The 17,268-nt window shown below is 70.4% G+C and carries 17 protein-coding genes; 3 read left to right on the top strand and 14 right to left on the bottom strand.

Translation table 11 applies throughout. The annotated features are described in order from the left end of the window. Positions 1-17: 17 nt before the first annotated feature. The 5 genes from ACH4TV_RS13815 to ACH4TV_RS13795 are packed head-to-tail and all read right to left on the bottom strand — an operon-like array spanning position 18 to position 6,197. On the bottom strand, positions 18-428 hold the full coding sequence (locus ACH4TV_RS13815) for a cobalamin B12-binding domain-containing protein (protein ID WP_398397547.1): 411 nt from the start codon (positions 426-428) through the stop codon (positions 18-20). Further along, positions 428-2,005 carry a methylmalonyl-CoA mutase family protein gene (locus ACH4TV_RS13810; protein ID WP_398397545.1) on the bottom strand — a complete coding sequence of 526 codons (1,578 nt, stop codon included), beginning with the start codon at positions 2,003-2,005 and terminating at the stop codon, positions 428-430. Before ACH4TV_RS13810 ends, ACH4TV_RS13815 begins: the two co-directional genes overlap by 1 nt. Beyond that, complete coding sequence (locus tag ACH4TV_RS13805) at positions 2,002-3,429, bottom strand: FadD3 family acyl-CoA ligase (RefSeq protein WP_398397543.1); 1,428 nt, start codon at positions 3,427-3,429, stop codon at positions 2,002-2,004. The genes ACH4TV_RS13810 and ACH4TV_RS13805 overlap by 4 nt, the downstream gene beginning before the upstream one ends. After that, complete coding sequence (locus ACH4TV_RS13800; RefSeq protein ID WP_398397541.1) at positions 3,426-4,604, bottom strand: amidohydrolase family protein; 1,179 nt, start codon at positions 4,602-4,604, stop codon at positions 3,426-3,428. The genes ACH4TV_RS13805 and ACH4TV_RS13800 overlap by 4 nt, the downstream gene beginning before the upstream one ends. 36 nt (positions 4,605-4,640) lie before the next feature. After that, a complete protein-coding gene (locus ACH4TV_RS13795) occupies positions 4,641-6,197 on the bottom strand; it encodes an AMP-binding protein (RefSeq protein WP_398397540.1) in 1,557 nt (518 codons plus the stop codon). A gap of 62 nt (positions 6,198-6,259) precedes the next feature. Here ACH4TV_RS13795 and ACH4TV_RS13790 point away from each other — a divergent pair, with 62 nt between their 5' ends. From ACH4TV_RS13790 to ACH4TV_RS13780, 3 genes are all read left to right on the top strand, one after another. After that, positions 6,260-7,270 (top strand): 2Fe-2S iron-sulfur cluster-binding protein, encoded by a 1,011-nt coding sequence (locus tag ACH4TV_RS13790; protein WP_398397538.1) that lies wholly within the window; start codon positions 6,260-6,262, stop codon positions 7,268-7,270. 44 nt (positions 7,271-7,314) lie between these two features. After that, positions 7,315-8,037, top strand: a complete 723-nt coding sequence (locus ACH4TV_RS13785; protein ID WP_398397536.1) for an enoyl-CoA hydratase/isomerase family protein — start codon at positions 7,315-7,317, stop codon at positions 8,035-8,037. Between the two features lie 466 nt (positions 8,038-8,503). After that, on the top strand, positions 8,504-9,280 hold the full coding sequence (locus ACH4TV_RS13780) for an alpha/beta hydrolase fold domain-containing protein (RefSeq protein ID WP_398397534.1): 777 nt from the start codon (positions 8,504-8,506) through the stop codon (positions 9,278-9,280). On the opposite strand, the gene ACH4TV_RS13775 is transcribed toward ACH4TV_RS13780, so the two are convergent. From ACH4TV_RS13775 to ACH4TV_RS13735, 9 genes are all read right to left on the bottom strand, one after another. After that, positions 9,234-9,803, bottom strand: a complete 570-nt coding sequence (locus ACH4TV_RS13775; RefSeq protein WP_398397532.1) for a TetR/AcrR family transcriptional regulator — start codon at positions 9,801-9,803, stop codon at positions 9,234-9,236. The genes ACH4TV_RS13780 and ACH4TV_RS13775 overlap by 47 nt on opposite strands. A gap of 185 nt (positions 9,804-9,988) precedes the next feature. After that, positions 9,989-10,300 (bottom strand): DUF1330 domain-containing protein, encoded by a 312-nt coding sequence (locus ACH4TV_RS13770; RefSeq protein WP_398397530.1) that lies wholly within the window; start codon positions 10,298-10,300, stop codon positions 9,989-9,991. Between the two features lie 36 nt (positions 10,301-10,336). Further along, positions 10,337-10,525, bottom strand: a complete 189-nt coding sequence (locus ACH4TV_RS13765; protein WP_398397529.1) for a ferredoxin — start codon at positions 10,523-10,525, stop codon at positions 10,337-10,339. Next, positions 10,522-11,811: a cytochrome P450 gene (locus tag ACH4TV_RS13760; protein WP_398397527.1), complete on the bottom strand. Its 1,290-nt coding sequence runs from the start codon at positions 11,809-11,811 to the stop codon at positions 10,522-10,524. The genes ACH4TV_RS13765 and ACH4TV_RS13760 overlap by 4 nt, the downstream gene beginning before the upstream one ends. A 90-nt stretch (positions 11,812-11,901) precedes the next feature. Next, on the bottom strand, positions 11,902-12,762 hold the full coding sequence (locus ACH4TV_RS13755; RefSeq protein ID WP_398397525.1) for an NAD(P)-dependent oxidoreductase: 861 nt from the start codon (positions 12,760-12,762) through the stop codon (positions 11,902-11,904). Continuing rightward, positions 12,762-13,310 carry a DoxX family protein gene (locus tag ACH4TV_RS13750; RefSeq protein WP_398397523.1) on the bottom strand — a complete coding sequence of 183 codons (549 nt, stop codon included), beginning with the start codon at positions 13,308-13,310 and terminating at the stop codon, positions 12,762-12,764. The genes ACH4TV_RS13755 and ACH4TV_RS13750 overlap by 1 nt, the downstream gene beginning before the upstream one ends. Then, positions 13,307-14,221 (bottom strand): alpha/beta hydrolase, encoded by a 915-nt coding sequence (locus ACH4TV_RS13745; protein WP_398397521.1) that lies wholly within the window; start codon positions 14,219-14,221, stop codon positions 13,307-13,309. Before ACH4TV_RS13745 ends, ACH4TV_RS13750 begins: the two co-directional genes overlap by 4 nt. Continuing rightward, positions 14,218-15,891 (bottom strand): thiolase C-terminal domain-containing protein, encoded by a 1,674-nt coding sequence (locus ACH4TV_RS13740; protein ID WP_398397519.1) that lies wholly within the window; start codon positions 15,889-15,891, stop codon positions 14,218-14,220. The genes ACH4TV_RS13745 and ACH4TV_RS13740 overlap by 4 nt, the downstream gene beginning before the upstream one ends. After that, positions 15,888-17,252, bottom strand: a complete 1,365-nt coding sequence (locus ACH4TV_RS13735) for a cytochrome P450 (RefSeq protein ID WP_398397517.1) — start codon at positions 17,250-17,252, stop codon at positions 15,888-15,890. Before ACH4TV_RS13735 ends, ACH4TV_RS13740 begins: the two co-directional genes overlap by 4 nt. Positions 17,253-17,268 lie beyond the last annotated feature (16 nt).

The following is a 17,268-nucleotide window of genomic DNA, read 5'->3' as shown; positions in this document are numbered from 1 at the left end:
AGAGCTTCAGGTGGGTCCTACGAGCCGGTGGCCGCGCCCTCCGTGAGCGCCCGCATCTCCGCCACGAGCACATCGAGCGGCGTACCGGTCGGGAAGACCGCCGCCGCGCCCGCCGCCCGCATCCGGGGTATGTCGGCCGGCGGAATGGTGCCGCCCACGACGACGGCGATGTCGTCCGCCCCGGCGGCCCGCAGCGCCTCCACCACCCGGGTGGTCAGGGCGAGATGCGCGCCGGAGAGGATGCTGAGCCCGACCACGGCCACGTCCTCCTGAACGGCGGTCGCCACGATGGTGTCGACGCGCTGGCGGATGCCGGTGAACACGACCTCGAAACCGGCGTCGCGCAGCGTCCGCGCGACGATCTTGGCCCCGCGGTCGTGACCGTCCAGGCCGGGCTTGGCGACCAGGATCCGGGTGGCGGCGCCCATCAGAACACCACCGGCTGCTGGAACTCGCCCCAGACCGCCTTGAGCGCGGCGACCATCTCCCCCACCGTGCAGTAGGCGTTAGCGCAGTCGATCAGTACGGGCATCAGGTTCTCCGTCCCCTCCGCCGCGCGCGCCAGCCGAGTCAGCTGCTCCCGCACGACGGCGGCATTCCGAGTCGCCTTCACATCGGCGAGCCGCTTCAGCTGCCGGTCGCGGCCTTCCGCGTCCAGTTCGTACGTCACCAGGTCCGGCGGCGGCTCGTCGGAGACGAACCGGTTGACGCCGACGACCGGGCGCGTGCCCGCCTCGACGTCCAGGTGCAGCTGGTAGGCCTCGTCGGCGATGAGTCCTTGCAGGTAGCCGTCCTCGATGGCGCGGACCATGCCCCCGTACCGCTCCAGGTCGTCCATGATCTCGACGATCCGTGCCTCGGTCGCATCGGTGAGCGCCTCGACGAAGTACGAGCCGCCGAGCGGATCCGCGACCCGGGTCACGCCGGTCTCGTGGGCCAGGATCTGCTGCGTGCGCAGGGCCAGCGTCGCCGACTCCTCGCTGGGCAGGGCGAACGGCTCGTCCCAGGCGGCCGTGAACATCGACTGGACGCCTCCGAGCACGGAGGCCAGCGCCTCGTACGCCACCCGGACGGTGTTGTTCTGCGCCTGGGGCGCGTAGAGGGAGGCCCCGCCGGCCACGCAGCCGAAGCGGAACATGGATGCCTTGTCCGTCGTAGCCCCGTAGCGCTCCCGGACAATCGTCGCCCAACGCCTGCGTCCTGCGCGGTACTTGGCGATCTCCTCGAAAAAGTCGCCGTGCGTGTAGAAGAAGAAGGAGATCTGCGGGGCGAACTGATCGACCGTCATCCGGCCGCGTTCCAGCACCGTGTCGACGTACGTCACCCCGTCGGCGAGCGTGAACGCCATCTCCTGTACGGCGTTGGCGCCCGCGTCGCGGAAGTGCGAGCCGGCCACCGAGATCGCGTTGAACCGGGGTACTTCGGCGGCGCAGAACTCGATGGTGTCGGCGATGAGACGGAGGGACGGCTGGGCAGGCCAGATCCACGTCCCCCTGGACGCGTACTCCTTGAGGATGTCGTTCTGGATCGTGCCGGTGAGTTTCGCGCGCGGCACGCCCTTGCGTTCGGCGGCGGCGACGTAGAAGGCGAGCAGGATCGCCGCGGTGCCGTTGATGGTGAAGCTGGTGCTGATCTTGTCGAGGGGGATGTCCTCGAAGAGGATCTCGGCGTCGGCGAGGGTGTCGAGGGCGACGCCGACGCGGCCGACCTCCTCGGTCACCTCCGGGTCGTCGGAGTCGTAGCCGCACTGGGTGGGCAGATCCAACGCCACCGACAGGCCCGTACCGCCCTGTTCGAGGAGATAGCGGTAGCGGCGGTTGGACTCCTCGGGCGTGCCGAAGCCGGAGTACTGGCGCAGCGTCCACAGCCGTCCCCGGTAGCCGGTCGCGTAATTGCCGCGGGTGAAAGGGTAGTTGCCCGGCTCGGGCGGGTCGGCGCCCCGGTCGGCGGGTCCGTAGACCGCCTGGAGGGGGATGCCTGAAGCGGTCTCGTCCGGTCGTGTCATCTCAGCTGGTCCTTCATCACCTTGCCGGTGGCGTTCAATGGCAGTTCTTCGAGGAACTCCACGAACCGGGGCGCCTTGAACCCGGCCATCCGTTCACGGCTCCAGGCGATCAGCTCGTCCGCCGAGACGGGTGCGCCCCGGACGACGAACGCCTTGCCGACCTGCCCGAGCCGTTCGTCCGGTACGCCGATCACGGCGGCCTGCGCGACGGCGGGGTGTTCGAGGAGGAAGCCCTCGATCTCCGCCGGGTAGGCGTTGAAGCCGCCCACGATGAACATGTCCTTCTTGCGGCCGACGATCCTCAGGTGCCCCCGGTCGTCGAAAGTGCCGAGATCTCCGGTGTGCAGCCAGCCGTCCGCGTCGATCGCCTCGGCGGTGGCGGCGGGATCGTCGAGATAGCCGCGCATGACGCTGTAGCCGCGGATGAGGACCTCGCCGTCGTCCGCGATGCTCACCTCGACGCCGTCGCAGGGGGTGCCGACCGTGGTCGCGATGGACTCGAAGGAGTCGCCGGGGCGGGAGGCCGTGGCCGTGCCCGCCTCGGTCAGGCCGTACCCGGTCATGATGTGCTGGAAGGGCAGGTCGCTGACGATCCGGCGGATCAGCTCGACGGGGATGTCGGCGGAGCCGGTCACCGCCACCCGCAGGGAGGACAGGTCGTGCCGGTCCCCCGCCGCTAGGAGCGAGTGGTAGAGCGTGGGCGGCCCTGGGAGGACCGTCACCCTCTCCCGCTCCACCAGCTCCAGTACGCGGTCCACGTCGAAGACGGGCACGGGCAGGATGGTCGCGCCCCGGATCAGGGAGGCGATAAGGCCCGCCTTGTAGCCGAAGATGTGGAAGAACGGGTTGACGATCAGATAGCGGTCGCCCTCCCGCAAGGTCGCCAGGTCGCACCACTCCCCGTACAGGCGGAGCGTCTGCGCATGGGTCATCAGGACGCCCTTGGGCCGCCCAGTGGTGCCCGAGGTGAACGCGATGTCGCTGACGTCGTCGCCGCTGACCGCCCGCTCGAACGGCGAACCGCTCGCCAGGAAGCCCGACTTAAGGTCGATCACGGGCACGCCCGGCGGGCCCTCGAAGTCGAGCCCGAGAAAACCCGCCTCCACGAGGACGAGCTTGGCCCCGCTGCGTCGGACGATGTCGTGGGCCTCGTCCGCCTTGAACCGGGTGTTGACCGGGACGAGCACCCCGCCGGCGGTGAGCAGCCCGAAGGCGGCGACGATCCACTCGGCGGAGTTGGGCGCCCAGATCGCGACCCGGTCGCCCTTCTCGATCCCGGCCGCGGCGAAGGCGCCCGCGGCTGTGCGCACCCGGTCGACCAACTCGGTGAAGGTGAGCCTGAGTTCGCCGTCGACGACCGCTTCGGCGTCACCGAAGCGGTCGGCCGCGCTCAGCACCATCCGCGGGATGGTCTCCCACTTCATCCCGGGATCAGCCGGGAGAGGTTGCCGCCCATGATCTTGGCCTGGTCGGTGACGCTCAGGTGCTGGATGGCGTCGACGTAACTCTGCGGCTGGGCCAGGCCCTCGGGGTGCGGGTAGTCCGAGCCGAACAGGACCCGGTCCACGCCCATCAGGTCGATGAGGTCGCTGAGGTCGTCCTCGTAGAACGGGCTGACGTGGATGCTGTCCTTGACGGCCTGCACCGGGTCGCCCAGGAACTCGTTCGGCATCTTCTTGTAGACGTCCCGGAGTTGGTCGAGCAGCGGCGCCACCCAGGAGGAGCCGTTCTCGATGAGCGCGATCTTCAGCCCTGGGACGCGGAACAGGGCGCCGTGGCACACCCACGCGGCCACCGCATCCTGGATCGGCCGCCACTCGGACACCGTACGGAAGGCGTTGGGCTTGAACGGGAGCATCTCGTTGGTCCCGCCCTCCCAGTCGCTGGTGTACCGGGCGTAGCCGCTGTCCGAGGAGTGCATCGCGACCAGGACGCCGGTCTCGACGACGCGCTTCCAGAACGGGTCGAACTCGGGTGACGCGAAGGAGCGCGAGCCGCCGTAGCCGGGCACCGGGGCGGGGCGTACGAGGATCGCCCTGGCCCCGCGCTCGACCGCCCAGTTCAGCTCCGCGATCGCCTTGTCGACGATGGGCAGGGTGATGACCGGCGTGGTGAGGATGCGGTCCTTGTAGGTGAAGCCCCACGTCTCGTGCAACCACTCGTTGAGCGAGTGGATCACCGCGTGGATCAGTTCGGGATCGTCCCGCATCCGCTCCTCGATGAGGCTGGCGAGCGTCGGGAACATCAGCGTCTTCTGCACTCCGAGCTCGTCCAGCAGCTCCAGCCGGGGCCCCGGTTCACGGAAGGCGGGGATGGAGCGCATCGGCTCGCCGAAGATCTCGCGGCGGCTCTTGCCGTCCGGGTTGCCGAACTTGAAGTAGTCCTCCATCGCCCCGGGGCGGGCGACCACCTCGAAGGTGGGGTTGGGGATGTACTCGCTGATCTGCCCCCGGATCGCGATCTTCGTACGGCCTTTCACCTGCACGTACTGGATCGCGCCTTCGTATTGCTTGGGGAGGTGCCTGGTCAGCGCCTCTTCGGTCTCGTACAGGTGGTTGTCCGCGTCGAAAAGCGGATACGGCAGCTCGCGCGACGGCATTGAGATCCTCCTTCGCAGATTGCGAGAATCTTATTCTCACTTCTTGCGTCCCGCAATGTCCCTGCGGAGAACGAACTTCTGAACCTTGCCGCTCGCGGTGCGCGGGAACTCGTCGACGACGTGCAGTTCCTCCGGCCACTTCTGGCGGGCGAGGCCCTCCCGGGAGAGGTGGGCGCGCATCTCGTCGAGCGTGGGTGCGGGGTGACCGGGTTTCAGGCGGAGGACGGCCGCCGCGTGTTCACCGAGCCGCTCGTCGGGCGCGGCCACCACCGCGGCCTCCGCGACGGCCGGCAGGGCGAGGAGCACCTCCTCGACCTCCAGCGCGCCGATGTTCTCGCCGCCCCGGATGATGATGTCGGCCTTGCGGTCGGTGATCGTGAGATACCCGTCGCCGTCGATCACCCCGATGTCGCCGGTGCGGTACCAGCCGTCGGCATCGAAGGCCTGCCCGGTCAGCGCGGGGTCGGTGTAGCCGAGGCACAGGTCGGGTCCCCGGCTGAGGATCTCGCCGTCGTCGGCGAGCCTGACCTCCACGCCGGGCAGGGAATCACCGTCGGTGTAGAGCCGCTTGACCTCGGGCGCGGTGTGCCGGGAGCCGGTGATCGAGGGGTGCTCCGTGCTCCCGTACGACCGGAAGACGGTGATGCCGAGCCCCGCCAGCCTGTGGGTGACGGCGGCCGGGACCGCCGAGCCTCCGAGGCCCGCGTACTTCATGCCGGCGAGGTGGCCGGGCGTGAAGTCGGGGTGGTCGAGGAGGCTCGTCATGTAGTACGCGGCGCCGCCACCGACCGTCAGTCCGTCGCTCCGCATCAGGCGGAGGGCCTCGCCGGGGTCCCAGGTGTCGGCGAGGTTCACCGGGGTGCCGTCCAGGACGGGGATGAGGAAGGCGTTGACCATGCCGATGAAGTGGCCGACGGGCGCCGAGGTGAGCTGGCGGCCCCGGTCGGGCGGGTAGAGCCCGGCCAGTTGGCGGGTCTCGAAGCCGAGGGTCTGGTGGCTGTGCACAACTCCCTTGGGATCGCGGGTCGTTCCTGAGGTGAACGCGATCAGGGCAGGGCCTGTCGGGTCGGCCGCGAGGACCCCGGGGAAGGGTTCGTCGGCGAGCAGATCGTCGAAGTCCCGCCCCACGACGCCGACCACGGGCACGTCCGCGCTCAGGTCGGGCTGGAATTCGAGGTGGCCGAAGCGGGCGGCGGTGACGAAGACGCGCGGCCGGACGGCGTCGAGGATGTAGCCGACCTCCTTGCGCCCGTAGAAGTGGACGACCGGCACGACGACCGCACCGAGGAACGCCGACGCCCAGAACACCGCCGCCGCCTCCATCCAGTTGGGCAGCTGGAACGCGACCACGTCACCGGGGCCGACCCCGCGCGCCCTGAGCCCGGCCGCCAGCCGGCGCGCGACCCGCTCGACGTCGGCGAAGGTGCCCTCCCACGGCCGCACGGCCGAGTGCACGCGGAACTCCGTACCGGGGGCGGCGCCCAGCCCGTACGCCAGCAGGCCCCCGAGCGTGTCCCGGGTCCACCAGCCCTCCGCCTCATAGCGCTTGGCCAACTCGGCGGGGACCGTGCGCGTGTCGATCGTTCGCTTCACGGGAACTCCCTCCCTTGTAACGAGAATTGCACTCTCGCAGAGGGAGAAGGTAAATTCCATACATGGTACGAGACCACGGTTTCCACCCTGTCCGGATCAAGCGGATCGTTCAGGAGACAGCCGACACACGCACGTACGTACTCGACGCGCCCTTCCCCTACCGCGCGGGGCAGTTCCTGACGGTGCGGGCGTGCGGCGCCCTGCGCAGCTACTCGATGTCGAGTTCTCCGGACACCGACAGCGAGTTGATGACCACGGTGAAGCGGGTTCCGGGGGGCCTGGTGTCGAACTGGATGCACGACCACCTCGCGCCTGGGGACGTCATCGAGACGACGTCTCCGGCGGGTGTGTTCTGTCTGCGCGAGGGCACGGCGCCACTGGTCGCCCTCTGCGGGGGCAGCGGGGTCACGCCGATCCTCTCCCTGGTGAAGACCGCGCTGGCCACGACCGGGCGACGGGTGCGGGTCCTGGCCGCCGACCGGGACGCGGACTCGGTCATCTTCGGCGACACGCTGGCCGAGCTGGCAGAAGCTCACCCGGGTCGCTTCGAGATCCGCCACCATCTCGACGATGCGCGGGGGTTCGTCACCGGCGCCGAGATACGGGAGTTCGTCGGGGGTGACCTGGGGGCGGACTTCTACCTCTGCGGCCCGGCACCCTTCATGGAGCTGGCCGAGAACACGCTTCTCGCGCACGGCGCCCGGACCGCACAAATCGTCGCCGAGCGCTTCATCGCACCGGACACAGCGGACGAGGCAAACGCCGACGACACCGCCGAAGCCGTACCGGAGAGCGATGGCGGCACCGTCACCGTCGCGCTCGCCGGCAAGCGGCGCACGGTCGACCAACATCCCCGCGAGTCGCTGCTGGAGAGCGCCCGCCGGGCCGGCTTCATGCCGCCCTTCTCCTGCGAGATGGGCAACTGCGGTACCTGTATCGCCCGCCTCACCGAGGGCGAGGCCAAGATGCGCGTCAACCACGCCCTCGACGACGACGAGGTCGCCGAGGGCTGGGTCCTGACCTGCCAGGGCGAACCGGTGACCCCGCACGTCACCGTCGAGTACGAGAGCTGAGTCCGAGCACCGAAGCCCCCGCCCCACCGACCGAAGAGGCACACATGGTTGATCTCGAACTCGAACTGAACGAGGGCCTGGCGGTCATCACGATCAACCGCCCGCACGCCCGCAACGCCATCGCGCCGTCCACCATGGACGAACTCGACAAGGCCCTCGACGCGGCGGCGGGCGCCCGCGCGCTGGTCATCAGAGGCGCCGGCGACAAGGCCTTCGTGTCGGGCGGCGACCTGAAGGAACTCGCCGCGATCCGCACCGAGGACGAGGCGCTGGCGATGGCCCTGCGGATGCGGGGTGTCTGCGACCGGCTGGCGGGGTTTCCGGGGCCGGTGATCGCCGCCCTCAACGGCCATGCCTTCGGCGGTGGCGCCGAGGTCGCGGTGGCCGCCGACATCCGTATCGCGGCCGACGACATAAAGATCGGTTTCAACCAGACGGCCCTGGCGATCATGCCCGCGTGGGGCGGCGCCGAACGGCTCACCGCGCTGGTCGGCAGGGGCCGGGCGCTTCTGCTCGCCGGCACCGCGCAGATCCTCACCGCCCCGGAGGCCGAACGCCTGGGCCTGGTGGACCGGGTACTCCCCCGGTCCGCCTTCGAGGAGGGCTGGCGCACGCTGGCCCGCACACTCGCCACCCGCCCGGCACAGGAGATCAAGCGGGTGGTCTCGGGAGACCTGACGGCGGACGAGGCGGCCCACGCCTTCGCCCGGCTGTGGGTGTCCGACGAGCACTGGCAGGCAGCGGAAAGGGTGATGTCCCGTGGATGACACACGAGTTGACGCGGCGGGAGAATACGGGGGCCCGGCCGTCCTGGCACAGGCCGACTCCGACCGCCCACACCGATCGGCCGAACCCGTCGGCACGCAGCCCGACTTGCCGGGCGCACGCACCGAGTCCAGCACGTCGGCGATCGACACGGGCGCAGCCGGCTCCATACGAGCCCGAGTCAAAACCACAAGCCGTCCCAGCGGACACGGCGATCCCGGCGACCCGGCACGGACCGAAACCGACCGCCCACACCCGTCAGCCGAACCCACCCCCACACAGCCCAACTTGACCGGCGTACGCACCGAGACGAGCACGTCGGCGATCGACACGGGCGCAGCCGGCTCCACACGAGCCCGAGTCAAAACCACAAGCCGACCCACCGGACACGACGACCCCAGCCTGCCGGCACGGACCGAAACCGACCGCCCACACCCGTCAGCCGAACCCACCCCCACTCAGTCCGACTTGACCGGCGTACGCACCGAGACGGGTGACGCGGCGGCCTATTCGGGCGAACTCGGCCCCGTCCGGGTCGAGTCGAGCCCGGTCGGGCCGATCGTGCGCCCGCCGGACCCCACCGATCTCGTGATCCTCTATCTGCACGGCGACCGGCATCTGGCGGGCACTCCGGAGTCGGCGCTCGACCTGGCCGAGCGGCTCGCGCTGCGCACGGGAGCGGTGGTCGTCTGCCCGCGCTACCGCACCTCGTTCCCGGGCGCCCTGGACGACGTACACGCGGTGTACGACTCCTGCCGGGCCCGGGGTCCGGTCGCGCTGGCCGGGGAGCGGCTGGGCGCCGGGCTCGCGGCGTCCCTGCTGGTGCGGCTGCGGGACATGGGCGCGGCGGCGCCGCAGTGCGCGGTGCTCGGGTCGGCGTTGCTCGATCTGACCCTGGACGCGCCGAGTCTGCTGTTCAACGCGGCGGCGGAGCCTTCCTTCGACCTCGACGAACTCCGTCTGCGCGCCGCCCTCTACGCGGCCGGCACCGATCCGACCAACCCGTTGCTCAGCCCGCTGCACGCGAACCTGCACGGGCTGCCGCCGGTTCAGCTGCTGGTCGCGGGCACCGATCCGTTGCTGGACGACTCGCTGGGGTTCGCCGCCCGCGCGGCCCGTTCCGGGGTCACCGTGGATCTGCGGGTACGGGAGGACGCGGAGCGGCTGCGGCCCGAGACGGTGACGGCCATGGCCGGGTTCATCCGGGCGTGGACCCGATCAGAAGGGTCATCACGTCCCGCATGATCTCGGGGTAGTCGGACTGCTCGTCGTCCAGCAGCCACTGGAGCTGCATCCCGTCGAGCATCGCGACCAGGGCGCTCGCCGCGGCGCGCGGGGTGAGGCCGCTGGGCAGGCGGTCGCCGTACAGCTTGCCGAGATGTGCGGCGGCGTTGTCCTGGATCGAGCGGTAGTGGTCGTGGCAGAACGCGTGGGCGACGTCGTCCCCGATGATCCCCTCCGCCACCAGCACGCTGTGGATCTGGACCAGTCCGGCGTTCTGGTGGTCGTACGCGACGACCTCGGCGACCAGGTTCGGCAGGTCCTTGTCGAGGTGGCCGGCGGCCAGGTGTTCACGGGCGAGATCCTCCCGGCGCCGGACGAGCGCGTGCAGCAGGCGCTTCTTGCTGGGGAAGTAGTGCAGAACGCCCTGCCGGGTCAGCCCCGCGCGCTCGGCGACCGCGTCGATCGAGGCGCGTCTGTAGCCGCGCTCGGCGAACACCTCCAGGGCCGCGCCCAGGATCTCCTCGCGTCGGGCCGTCGTCTCCACGCGTCACCCTTTCCGCCACTGACACACCGATGTGACAGTACGGTCACCACACCACACAAGCGGCCCTTCCGGCCACTGCCGGGTGCCGGCCATTTCCGGCACGACACGCACGACACGCCAACGCCCTCCGAAGAGGCGGGAGTTGGCGTGTCGCGACGGCACGACCCCAGAGGGCCGGGCCGGTGTCAGCCGTTCCCTGCGGGCGGCTCGAAGCCGGCGACGATCACCATGTTGGAGTCGGCCGCCGCATGCCGCAGGGGCTTCGCCTTCTCGTACTCGGCGGACTCGTACCATGCGCGGGCCGCTTCCACCGACTCGAATTCGAGGACGACGGTCCGGTCGCCGTGCCACTCGCCCTCCAACTGCTCCGGCCCGTCGTGGACGGCCAGGACCTTCGCGCCGCTCGCGGCCAGCGTCGCCCCGGCGGCACGGGCGTAGGCCTCCATGCCCACCGGGTCCTTGATGGCTTCCGTGACGATCACATACCCCTTGGGCATCGCCAACTCCTCTCGGTTCATTGTGCAGTTGAGGCCTCAGCTGAGCATGATGGCCCGCTCGGGGCAACTGCTTACCGCGGTGCGCACCGCGTTCTCGTGTTCGGCGGGGATCTCGGGGGTGAGGACCTCGGCGTACCCGTCGTCGGTGAGGTCGAAGACCTCCGGGCACAGGGTCCAGCAGACACCGTGTCCCCGGCAGCGGTCCTCGTCCACGGCGGCCTTCATCGGGCGGGCTCCTCTGCGAGCGTGAACTCCAGGCCGAGGTGGGTCAGTCCGCGCAGGATGTACGTCGGCAGGTACCGGTACTCGCGGGCGTCGGCGGGGCCGTGCACCCGCTCGGAGATCCTGATGTCGGTCGTACGGTCGAGGATGCGCTCGATGGCCACGCGACCCTCGGCGCGGGCGAGGGGCGCGCCGGGGCAGGTGTGGACGCCGCGGCCGAACGCGAGGTGGTGGCGGGCGTTGGCGCGCGTGGCGTCGAAGGTCTGCGCGTTCTCGAAGTGGCGTGGGTCGCGGTTGGCGGCGCCGTTCAGGACCATGAGCGTGGTGCCGGCGGGGACGTCGACCCCTCCCACCGTGGTGGGCACGCGGGAGAGCCGGAAGTCGCCCTTGATGGGGCTCTCCATCCGCAGCACCTCCTCGATGAAGTTCGGGACGCGGTCCCGCTCGGCACGCAACAGCGCCTGGATCTCCGGCTGTTCTGCGATGATCTTGAATGCGTTGCTCAGCAGCCGGACGGTGGTCTCCTGGCCGGCCGCGAAGAGGTTGGTGGCGACACGGGCGACATCGGCGACCTCGGGGGTCGACCCGTCGGGGAAGGCGGCGACGGCGAGGCCGGTGATCACGTCGTCGCGGGGTTCGCGGCGGCGGTCCTCGACATAGGCCGCGAACCGTTCGTACAGATACTCCAGCGGCGTGTGCGCCATCTCGCCCTCGGTGCTGCCGACGCCCGGCCCTGAGTGCGACTGACGCTGGAGCTTCTCGGCGAACTCCTCCCGGTCGGCCTCGGGGATGCCGAGCAGGTCGGTGATGACCCGCAGGGTGAAGGGCCCGGCGAAGCCGCCGATGAAGTCGCCCTCGCCCGCGGCCAGATACTCGTCCAACTGGGCGTCGGCGAGGTGCCACATGGACGCCTCGTTCTCCTTGAGGCGCCTGGGTGTGATGAGCCGCATCAGCAGCCCGCGGTGGGCCGTGTGCACGGGTGGGTCGAGCGTCGGCAGCTGGTCGCTCATGGGAAGTTCGTCCCGGTGGCGCTCGATCAGCTCACTGACGTCGTCGCCCTCCAGCGGGACCGGGAATCCCGGAAAGGGCCCGGTCACCGACACGCACGACGAGAACGTCTCGGAATCACTGAAGACCTGCACCGCCTCGTCGTACCCCGTCACCATCACCACGTCGTGATGACTCTCGCGCTGTACGGGACACCGGCCGCGCAGGGCCTCGAAGTACGGGTACGGGTCCGCTACGGGTTCCTCGTCCCGGAAGAAGTCGATCGCATCGAAGTCACTCACGGCCTGTACGGCTCCCTTCGTCGCCCTGACGACAGACGATAGCAATGCTCTTCGCTAGCGAGAAGGCCATTTCCGCTTTTGGAGACGGACTCACCCGGCCCGGCGCCCCCTGACGATTCCCCGGACCGGCCGATCCCCCTGCGCCATGAGGGCGAGGGCGTCGTCGGCCGCCCGCATCACCGTCGCGCCCGCCGGGGTACCGGCCCCCTCAGCAAGGTCCGCCAGCAGCCGGGCGTCCTTGCGCAGCAGCGGTCCGCCGTGCGCGGCGATCCGGTCGAGGGTGCCGCCGGCCGCCGCGACCCGGCCGAGCGCGAAGCTCGCCCCGCTGCCGTGGGCGATGACGCCGGCGAGACCGGACGGATCGACGTCGAGGGTGCGCCCGAGGGCGAGTACGTCGGCCGCGGTCGCCAGATTCGCCGTGAACAGGGCGTTGTTAAGCAGCTTGGTGACCTGCCCCGACCCCAGCGGGCCCATGTGGACGACCGGATCGCCGTACGTCTCGAACACGCGCCGGCAGAACGCGACGGTCCCGGAGTCGCCCCCGACCATCACCAGCAGCCGTCCCTCGGCCGCCGCCGTGCCGCCTCCGCTGACCGGTGCGTCGACCAGGGCGACCCCGCGCAGCCGGGCCCGGTCGGCGAGCCGGCGGCAGGTGTCGGGGTGGACGGTGCTGTGCACGGCGATCACCCCGCCCTGGCGGAGTCCGGTCAGCACACCCTGGTCGCCGACGAGGACCTCCTCGACGTCCGCGTCGTCGCCGACACAGACGCACACGAGGTCGCTGGCGCCGGCCAACTCGGCGGCGGACACGGCACGTCGGGCGGGTGTACCGGCGAACGGGGCGAGCGCGGCGGGCCGCCTCGCCCACAGGGTCGTCGTGAATCCGGCGTCGACGATCCGCCGCGCCATGGGCCCGCCCTGGCTCCCGAGGCCGATGAATCCGACCCGCATCAACCGGCCTCCTGCCCGGCCGGTTCGGACACCGACGCTTCCGCCGCCTTCGCGGGCCGCTCGGGGCGCCAGAACACCGCCAGCAGTCCCGCCGTCGCCGCCACGGCCACCCCGAGTGCGATGCCGCCGCCGGCCCAGCCGGTGACCTCGATGTCCGCCGCATGGTCCACGGAGACCTTGCCGGGCCCCAGGACGCCGAGCGCCAGGGAGATCGCGGCCAGCATCAGGACGTACTCGTAGCCGTCCTTGAACACGAAGAACCCGTTGGTCCGGTGGGCCAGCAGCCCCGCGACCAGCATCACCGAGATGACCGCCGCGCAGGCCAGCGGGGTGAACAGGCCGAGGATCAGCAGCGCGCCCGCGCCGATCTCGGTGAGCACGCTCATCCACGCCTGGAGCGTGCCGTGCCGCAGTCCGAGCCCGCCGAACCAGCGGGCCGTGCCCTCGATCTTTCCGCCGCCCCGCCAGTGGTTGAACCCGTGCGCGATCATAATGACGCCCAGGACCACCCGTACGACCAGCAACGCGACCACTTCCGCGTTCGTCAACTTGCTCTCCCCTGCTGCCGTTCGGCGACTTGCGCCGCCGAAGCCGCTTCTGCTTCCTCGCGTGCGAGCACGCACTCCTCCACGAACGACAGCACCTTGAGGTGATAGGCCAAAGAGGTCAACCCAATGCTCAAGTTGTGTCCGCCGCCCGCCTGTTCGTCCACGGTGACCCGGGGTGACGCGGTGAACAGGGAGGCGATGTCGGCGAGCGCCGAGGGTCCGCTGCTCCACACCCGTTCGTGTTCACCGAGGGTGTAGCGGACGGGGACCCGTATCCGCGGGGCGAGTTGGGGAAACGTGTCGATCCAGCTCCGGGCCACCGCACCCTCGTACGCAGGGGATCGCGAGGAGATGCGGGCGCCGCCGACCACGTCGTCCGCGTACAGACGGGACGGCTGCCACAGCAGGTTGCGCACCCCGGTGTTGGACGGCCGGTGTCGCCAGTCGCCCAGGATTCCGGCCGCGTCGTCGTGGTGGCGGCGTCCGGTGCCGGCGATCTCCAGGCCGAGCAGGTCCGGTCCGCGCCGCTCGTCGGCCGCCATGCGTACCCCGAGTTCGGAGCCGATGGAGTGGGCCAGCACGAAGACGCCGGCGCCGCGCGATCGCGAGGCCAGCAGCTGCTCGACGGCCCCGTAGGCGACGTCGACGCGCCGTTCGGCGGACGTGAACTCGTCGGCGCGCGGGGCCGAACTGCCGTACCCGGGACGGTCGATGGCGATGACGGTGAAACCGAGGGCCTCGCCGGTGCGCAGCAGTGACAGCCGGGGCCGGTCCGGGTAGTCGAAGTAGCCCGAGAACGCGGCCCCGCCGTGCAGCGCGAGGACGACGGCACGAGGCTGGTGTGCCTCGCACAGCAGCGCCGACACGGCGATGCCGTCCACGTCGACGACGACGCGCTGGACGTCGGTCATCCGTCCGCCCGGAAGAGGATCGCACCGCTGGGAGCGAGTCCGCCGGTACTGACCACGGCGACCCGGGCGTCCGGCACCTGACGCGCGTCGGCCTCCCCGCGCAGCTGGGTGATCGCCTCGTGGACCAGCCCCAGACCGTGGGTGCGGCCGTGCGAGAGCTGCCCGCCATGGGTGTTCAGCGGCAGCAGTCCGTCACGTGCGATGTTCTTGCCGCCGTCCAGGAAGTCCTTGGCCTCGCCGATCCCGCAGAAGCCCAACGCCTCTATCCAGGAAAGGCAGTTGAAGGTGAAGCCGTCGTAGAGCTGCGCGATGTCGACGTCCGAGGGCCGCAGCGAGGTGCGGGTCCAGAGGTGGGCCGACTGGCCGAGCACCTGTGGTTCGTGGGTGAGGGTGCTCTGGTCCCACTCGATGCGTTCGAGGAGCTGGGTGCCGACCGCCTCGACGAGGACGGGCGGCTTGGCCAGGTCCCGGGCCGCGTCGACGGCGGACACGATCACGGCGACCGATCCGTCGCAGGGCACGTCGCAGTCGTACAGGCCGAAGGGGGTGGTGACCATCCGGGCCTGGAGGTAGTCGTCCATGGTCATCGGGTCGCGGTAGATCGCGGTGGGGTTGAGCGCGGCGTTCGCCCGCTGGTTGAGGGCGATCCAGCCGAGGGTCTCGCGGGTGGTGCCGTAGCGGTCGAAGTGGCGTTGCGCGTTCATGGCGAGGGTGTGCGCGGCCGAGTACGCGCCGAAGGGCTTCATCCAGCCCGCCGCCGCGTTGCCGCCGGGCGGGGCGATCCGGCCGCGTTTGACCAGTTCGCCGTACGACGACTCCCAGACCGTACGGAAGCACAGCACATGCCGGGCGAGGCCGCCCGCGACCGCGAGCATCGCCGCGATCAGTGAGCCGCCGGGGCCGAAGGTCTCGCTGCCGCCGTTGTACCAGGTGGGCCGGACGCCCAGCGCGGACTCCAGGGCGGTCACCCCGCCCTCGGCGAATCCGCCGTACGCCCCGGCACCCGGGTAGGACGCCAGACCGTCGATGTCGTCCATGGTCAACCCGGCGTCGGCGACGGCGCGTTCGCAGGCCTGCACCGTCAGCGACAGCGGCGGGACGAGCTGGCGGCGGCCGATCTGCGAGGCGCCGACGCCGGTGACCGCGACCTTGTCCTCGAACTTCTCCGGGGTCACCATCGGGCGTACCCGGGACCGGAACTGCGACGGCTCGACGTCGTCCGCGGGGAAGGGCGCCGGTGACTCCTGATCGGCGGCCGGGCGGAACAGGGGCAGCCAGGCGTCCCCGGCCCGCTCGAAGACGACCTCCATGCGCATGCCCAACTTCAGCTGCTCGGGCTCGCATTGGACGACGTTGGTGGTGAGGCGGACCCGGGGGTCCTCCTCGACGGCGACCTGGGCGACGACGAACGGGGTCGGCAACCCGGGTGCGGGGAAACGGTGGTTGACGGTGAAGCCGATCAGGGTCGCGAAGCCGGAGACGGCTCGTACGCCGGTCTCGTGCCCGCGGCAGTAGCGGCACACCGGCTGCGGCGGATGGATGAGGGCCGCGCAGGACCCGCACTCCGTCAGACGCAGCCGGCCGTCCGCGCCGGAGGTCCAGAAGAAGGCGTTCTCCTCCGTGATCTCCGGCGCGGCCCGCCCCGACGTGTCGGGTGTCTCAGAGCTCATTCAGCGATCTGCGCTTTCGTCTTGCGTACCGTCACCGGCTCGGCGATCCGCTGCTCGTCGCACACCTGTTGCAGCTTTTCCAGCGTCTCGTCGAGGCCGGCGCCGAGCCGGGGGCCCGGGGTGAAGGTGGCCGGGAGGTGGCGCATGCCCTGGATGATGCCGATGGTCTCGTAGTGCTCCGTGCCCTCCGGGTCGCACCGGTAGTCGGGCATCCGGTCGAGCACCTGGGTGACCATGCGTTTGAAGACCGTTCGGGCGACGTTGGAGCCGATGCAGCGGTGGATTCCGAGGCCGAAGCTGCTGTGCCGGTTGGCCGGGCGTTCCATGTGGATGGTGTCGGGGTCGGGGAAGACGGACGGGTCGCGGTTGGCCATCGCCCAGGACAACCAGAGTCGTTCACCCTCCTTGAACCGGGTTCCGGCGATCTCGCAGTCGGCGGAGAACGTGCGTCCGTCGCCCGGCGCGGGCGCGTAGAAACGCAGGAACTCCTCGGTGGCAGAGTCCAGCAGGGTGTCGCGCTCGCGGCTGAGGCGGTCCCGCTCAGCGGGATTCTCGCCCAGCCATTCCAGCGCGTGCGCGGTGAGCGCGGTCGTGGTGTCGAAGCCGCCGCCGATCAACAGGGCGAGTACGCCCAGGAGTTCACTGTCCGGCGGGGTGCTGCCGTTGATGTCCGCGTTGATCAGGGCGTCCACCAGGCCCGGCCTGGGGTGGGCGCGGATCTCCGCGATGGCCGTGGCCAGGCCGATGCCCATGTTCCGGGCCATCTCGGCGACCCGCTTGATGTCGGGCGAGTTCGGCGGGGTGTAGACGGAGGCGTGGGCCGGCTCGTTGTAGACGGTCCAGTCCTTGAGCGGGATGCCCATCATCGCCAGGGTGAGGACGGCCGGCACGACGTTGGCGAGGTCGTCGACGAAGTCGATCCGCCCTTCCTCGATCTTCTCGTCGATCGCGGCCCGCACGACCTCGTCGATGACCGGGATCCAGCGGCTGATGGCCGCCGGGGAGAGGTAGGGGTTGAGCGCCTGGCGGTAGTGGCGCTGCTCCGGCGGGTCCATCTCCAGGAACCCGCCCTGGACCTGCCCCCGTTCCTTGGACGGTGGCGGGATGGTGATGCCCTGGTATCCGCGCCGCTCGCCCTTCACGTCGTGGTCGTTGGAGATGAACTCGGCGGCCCTGGCCAGTTCGAAGACCTCACGGTTGCCGCTGGCGACCCAGTGGCCGCCGTGCGTCTCGGTCCAGGCGATCGGGCACTTGGACTGCAACTCGTGGGTGGTCTCGGTGAACTGGTGCCGGTACTCGGGGGTGTGCCGGTCGAAGTGGACAGTGTGCTTCTTGCGGTCGGCGTCGTCGTCCGTGGTCATCGTGTTGCTTCTCCCC

It is taken from the genome of Streptomyces sp. NPDC020898 (genome assembly GCF_044333925.1).
GTDB lineage: Bacteria > Actinomycetota > Actinomycetes > Streptomycetales > Streptomycetaceae > Streptomyces.
This window is presented reverse-complemented; position numbering and strand designations above follow the sequence as displayed.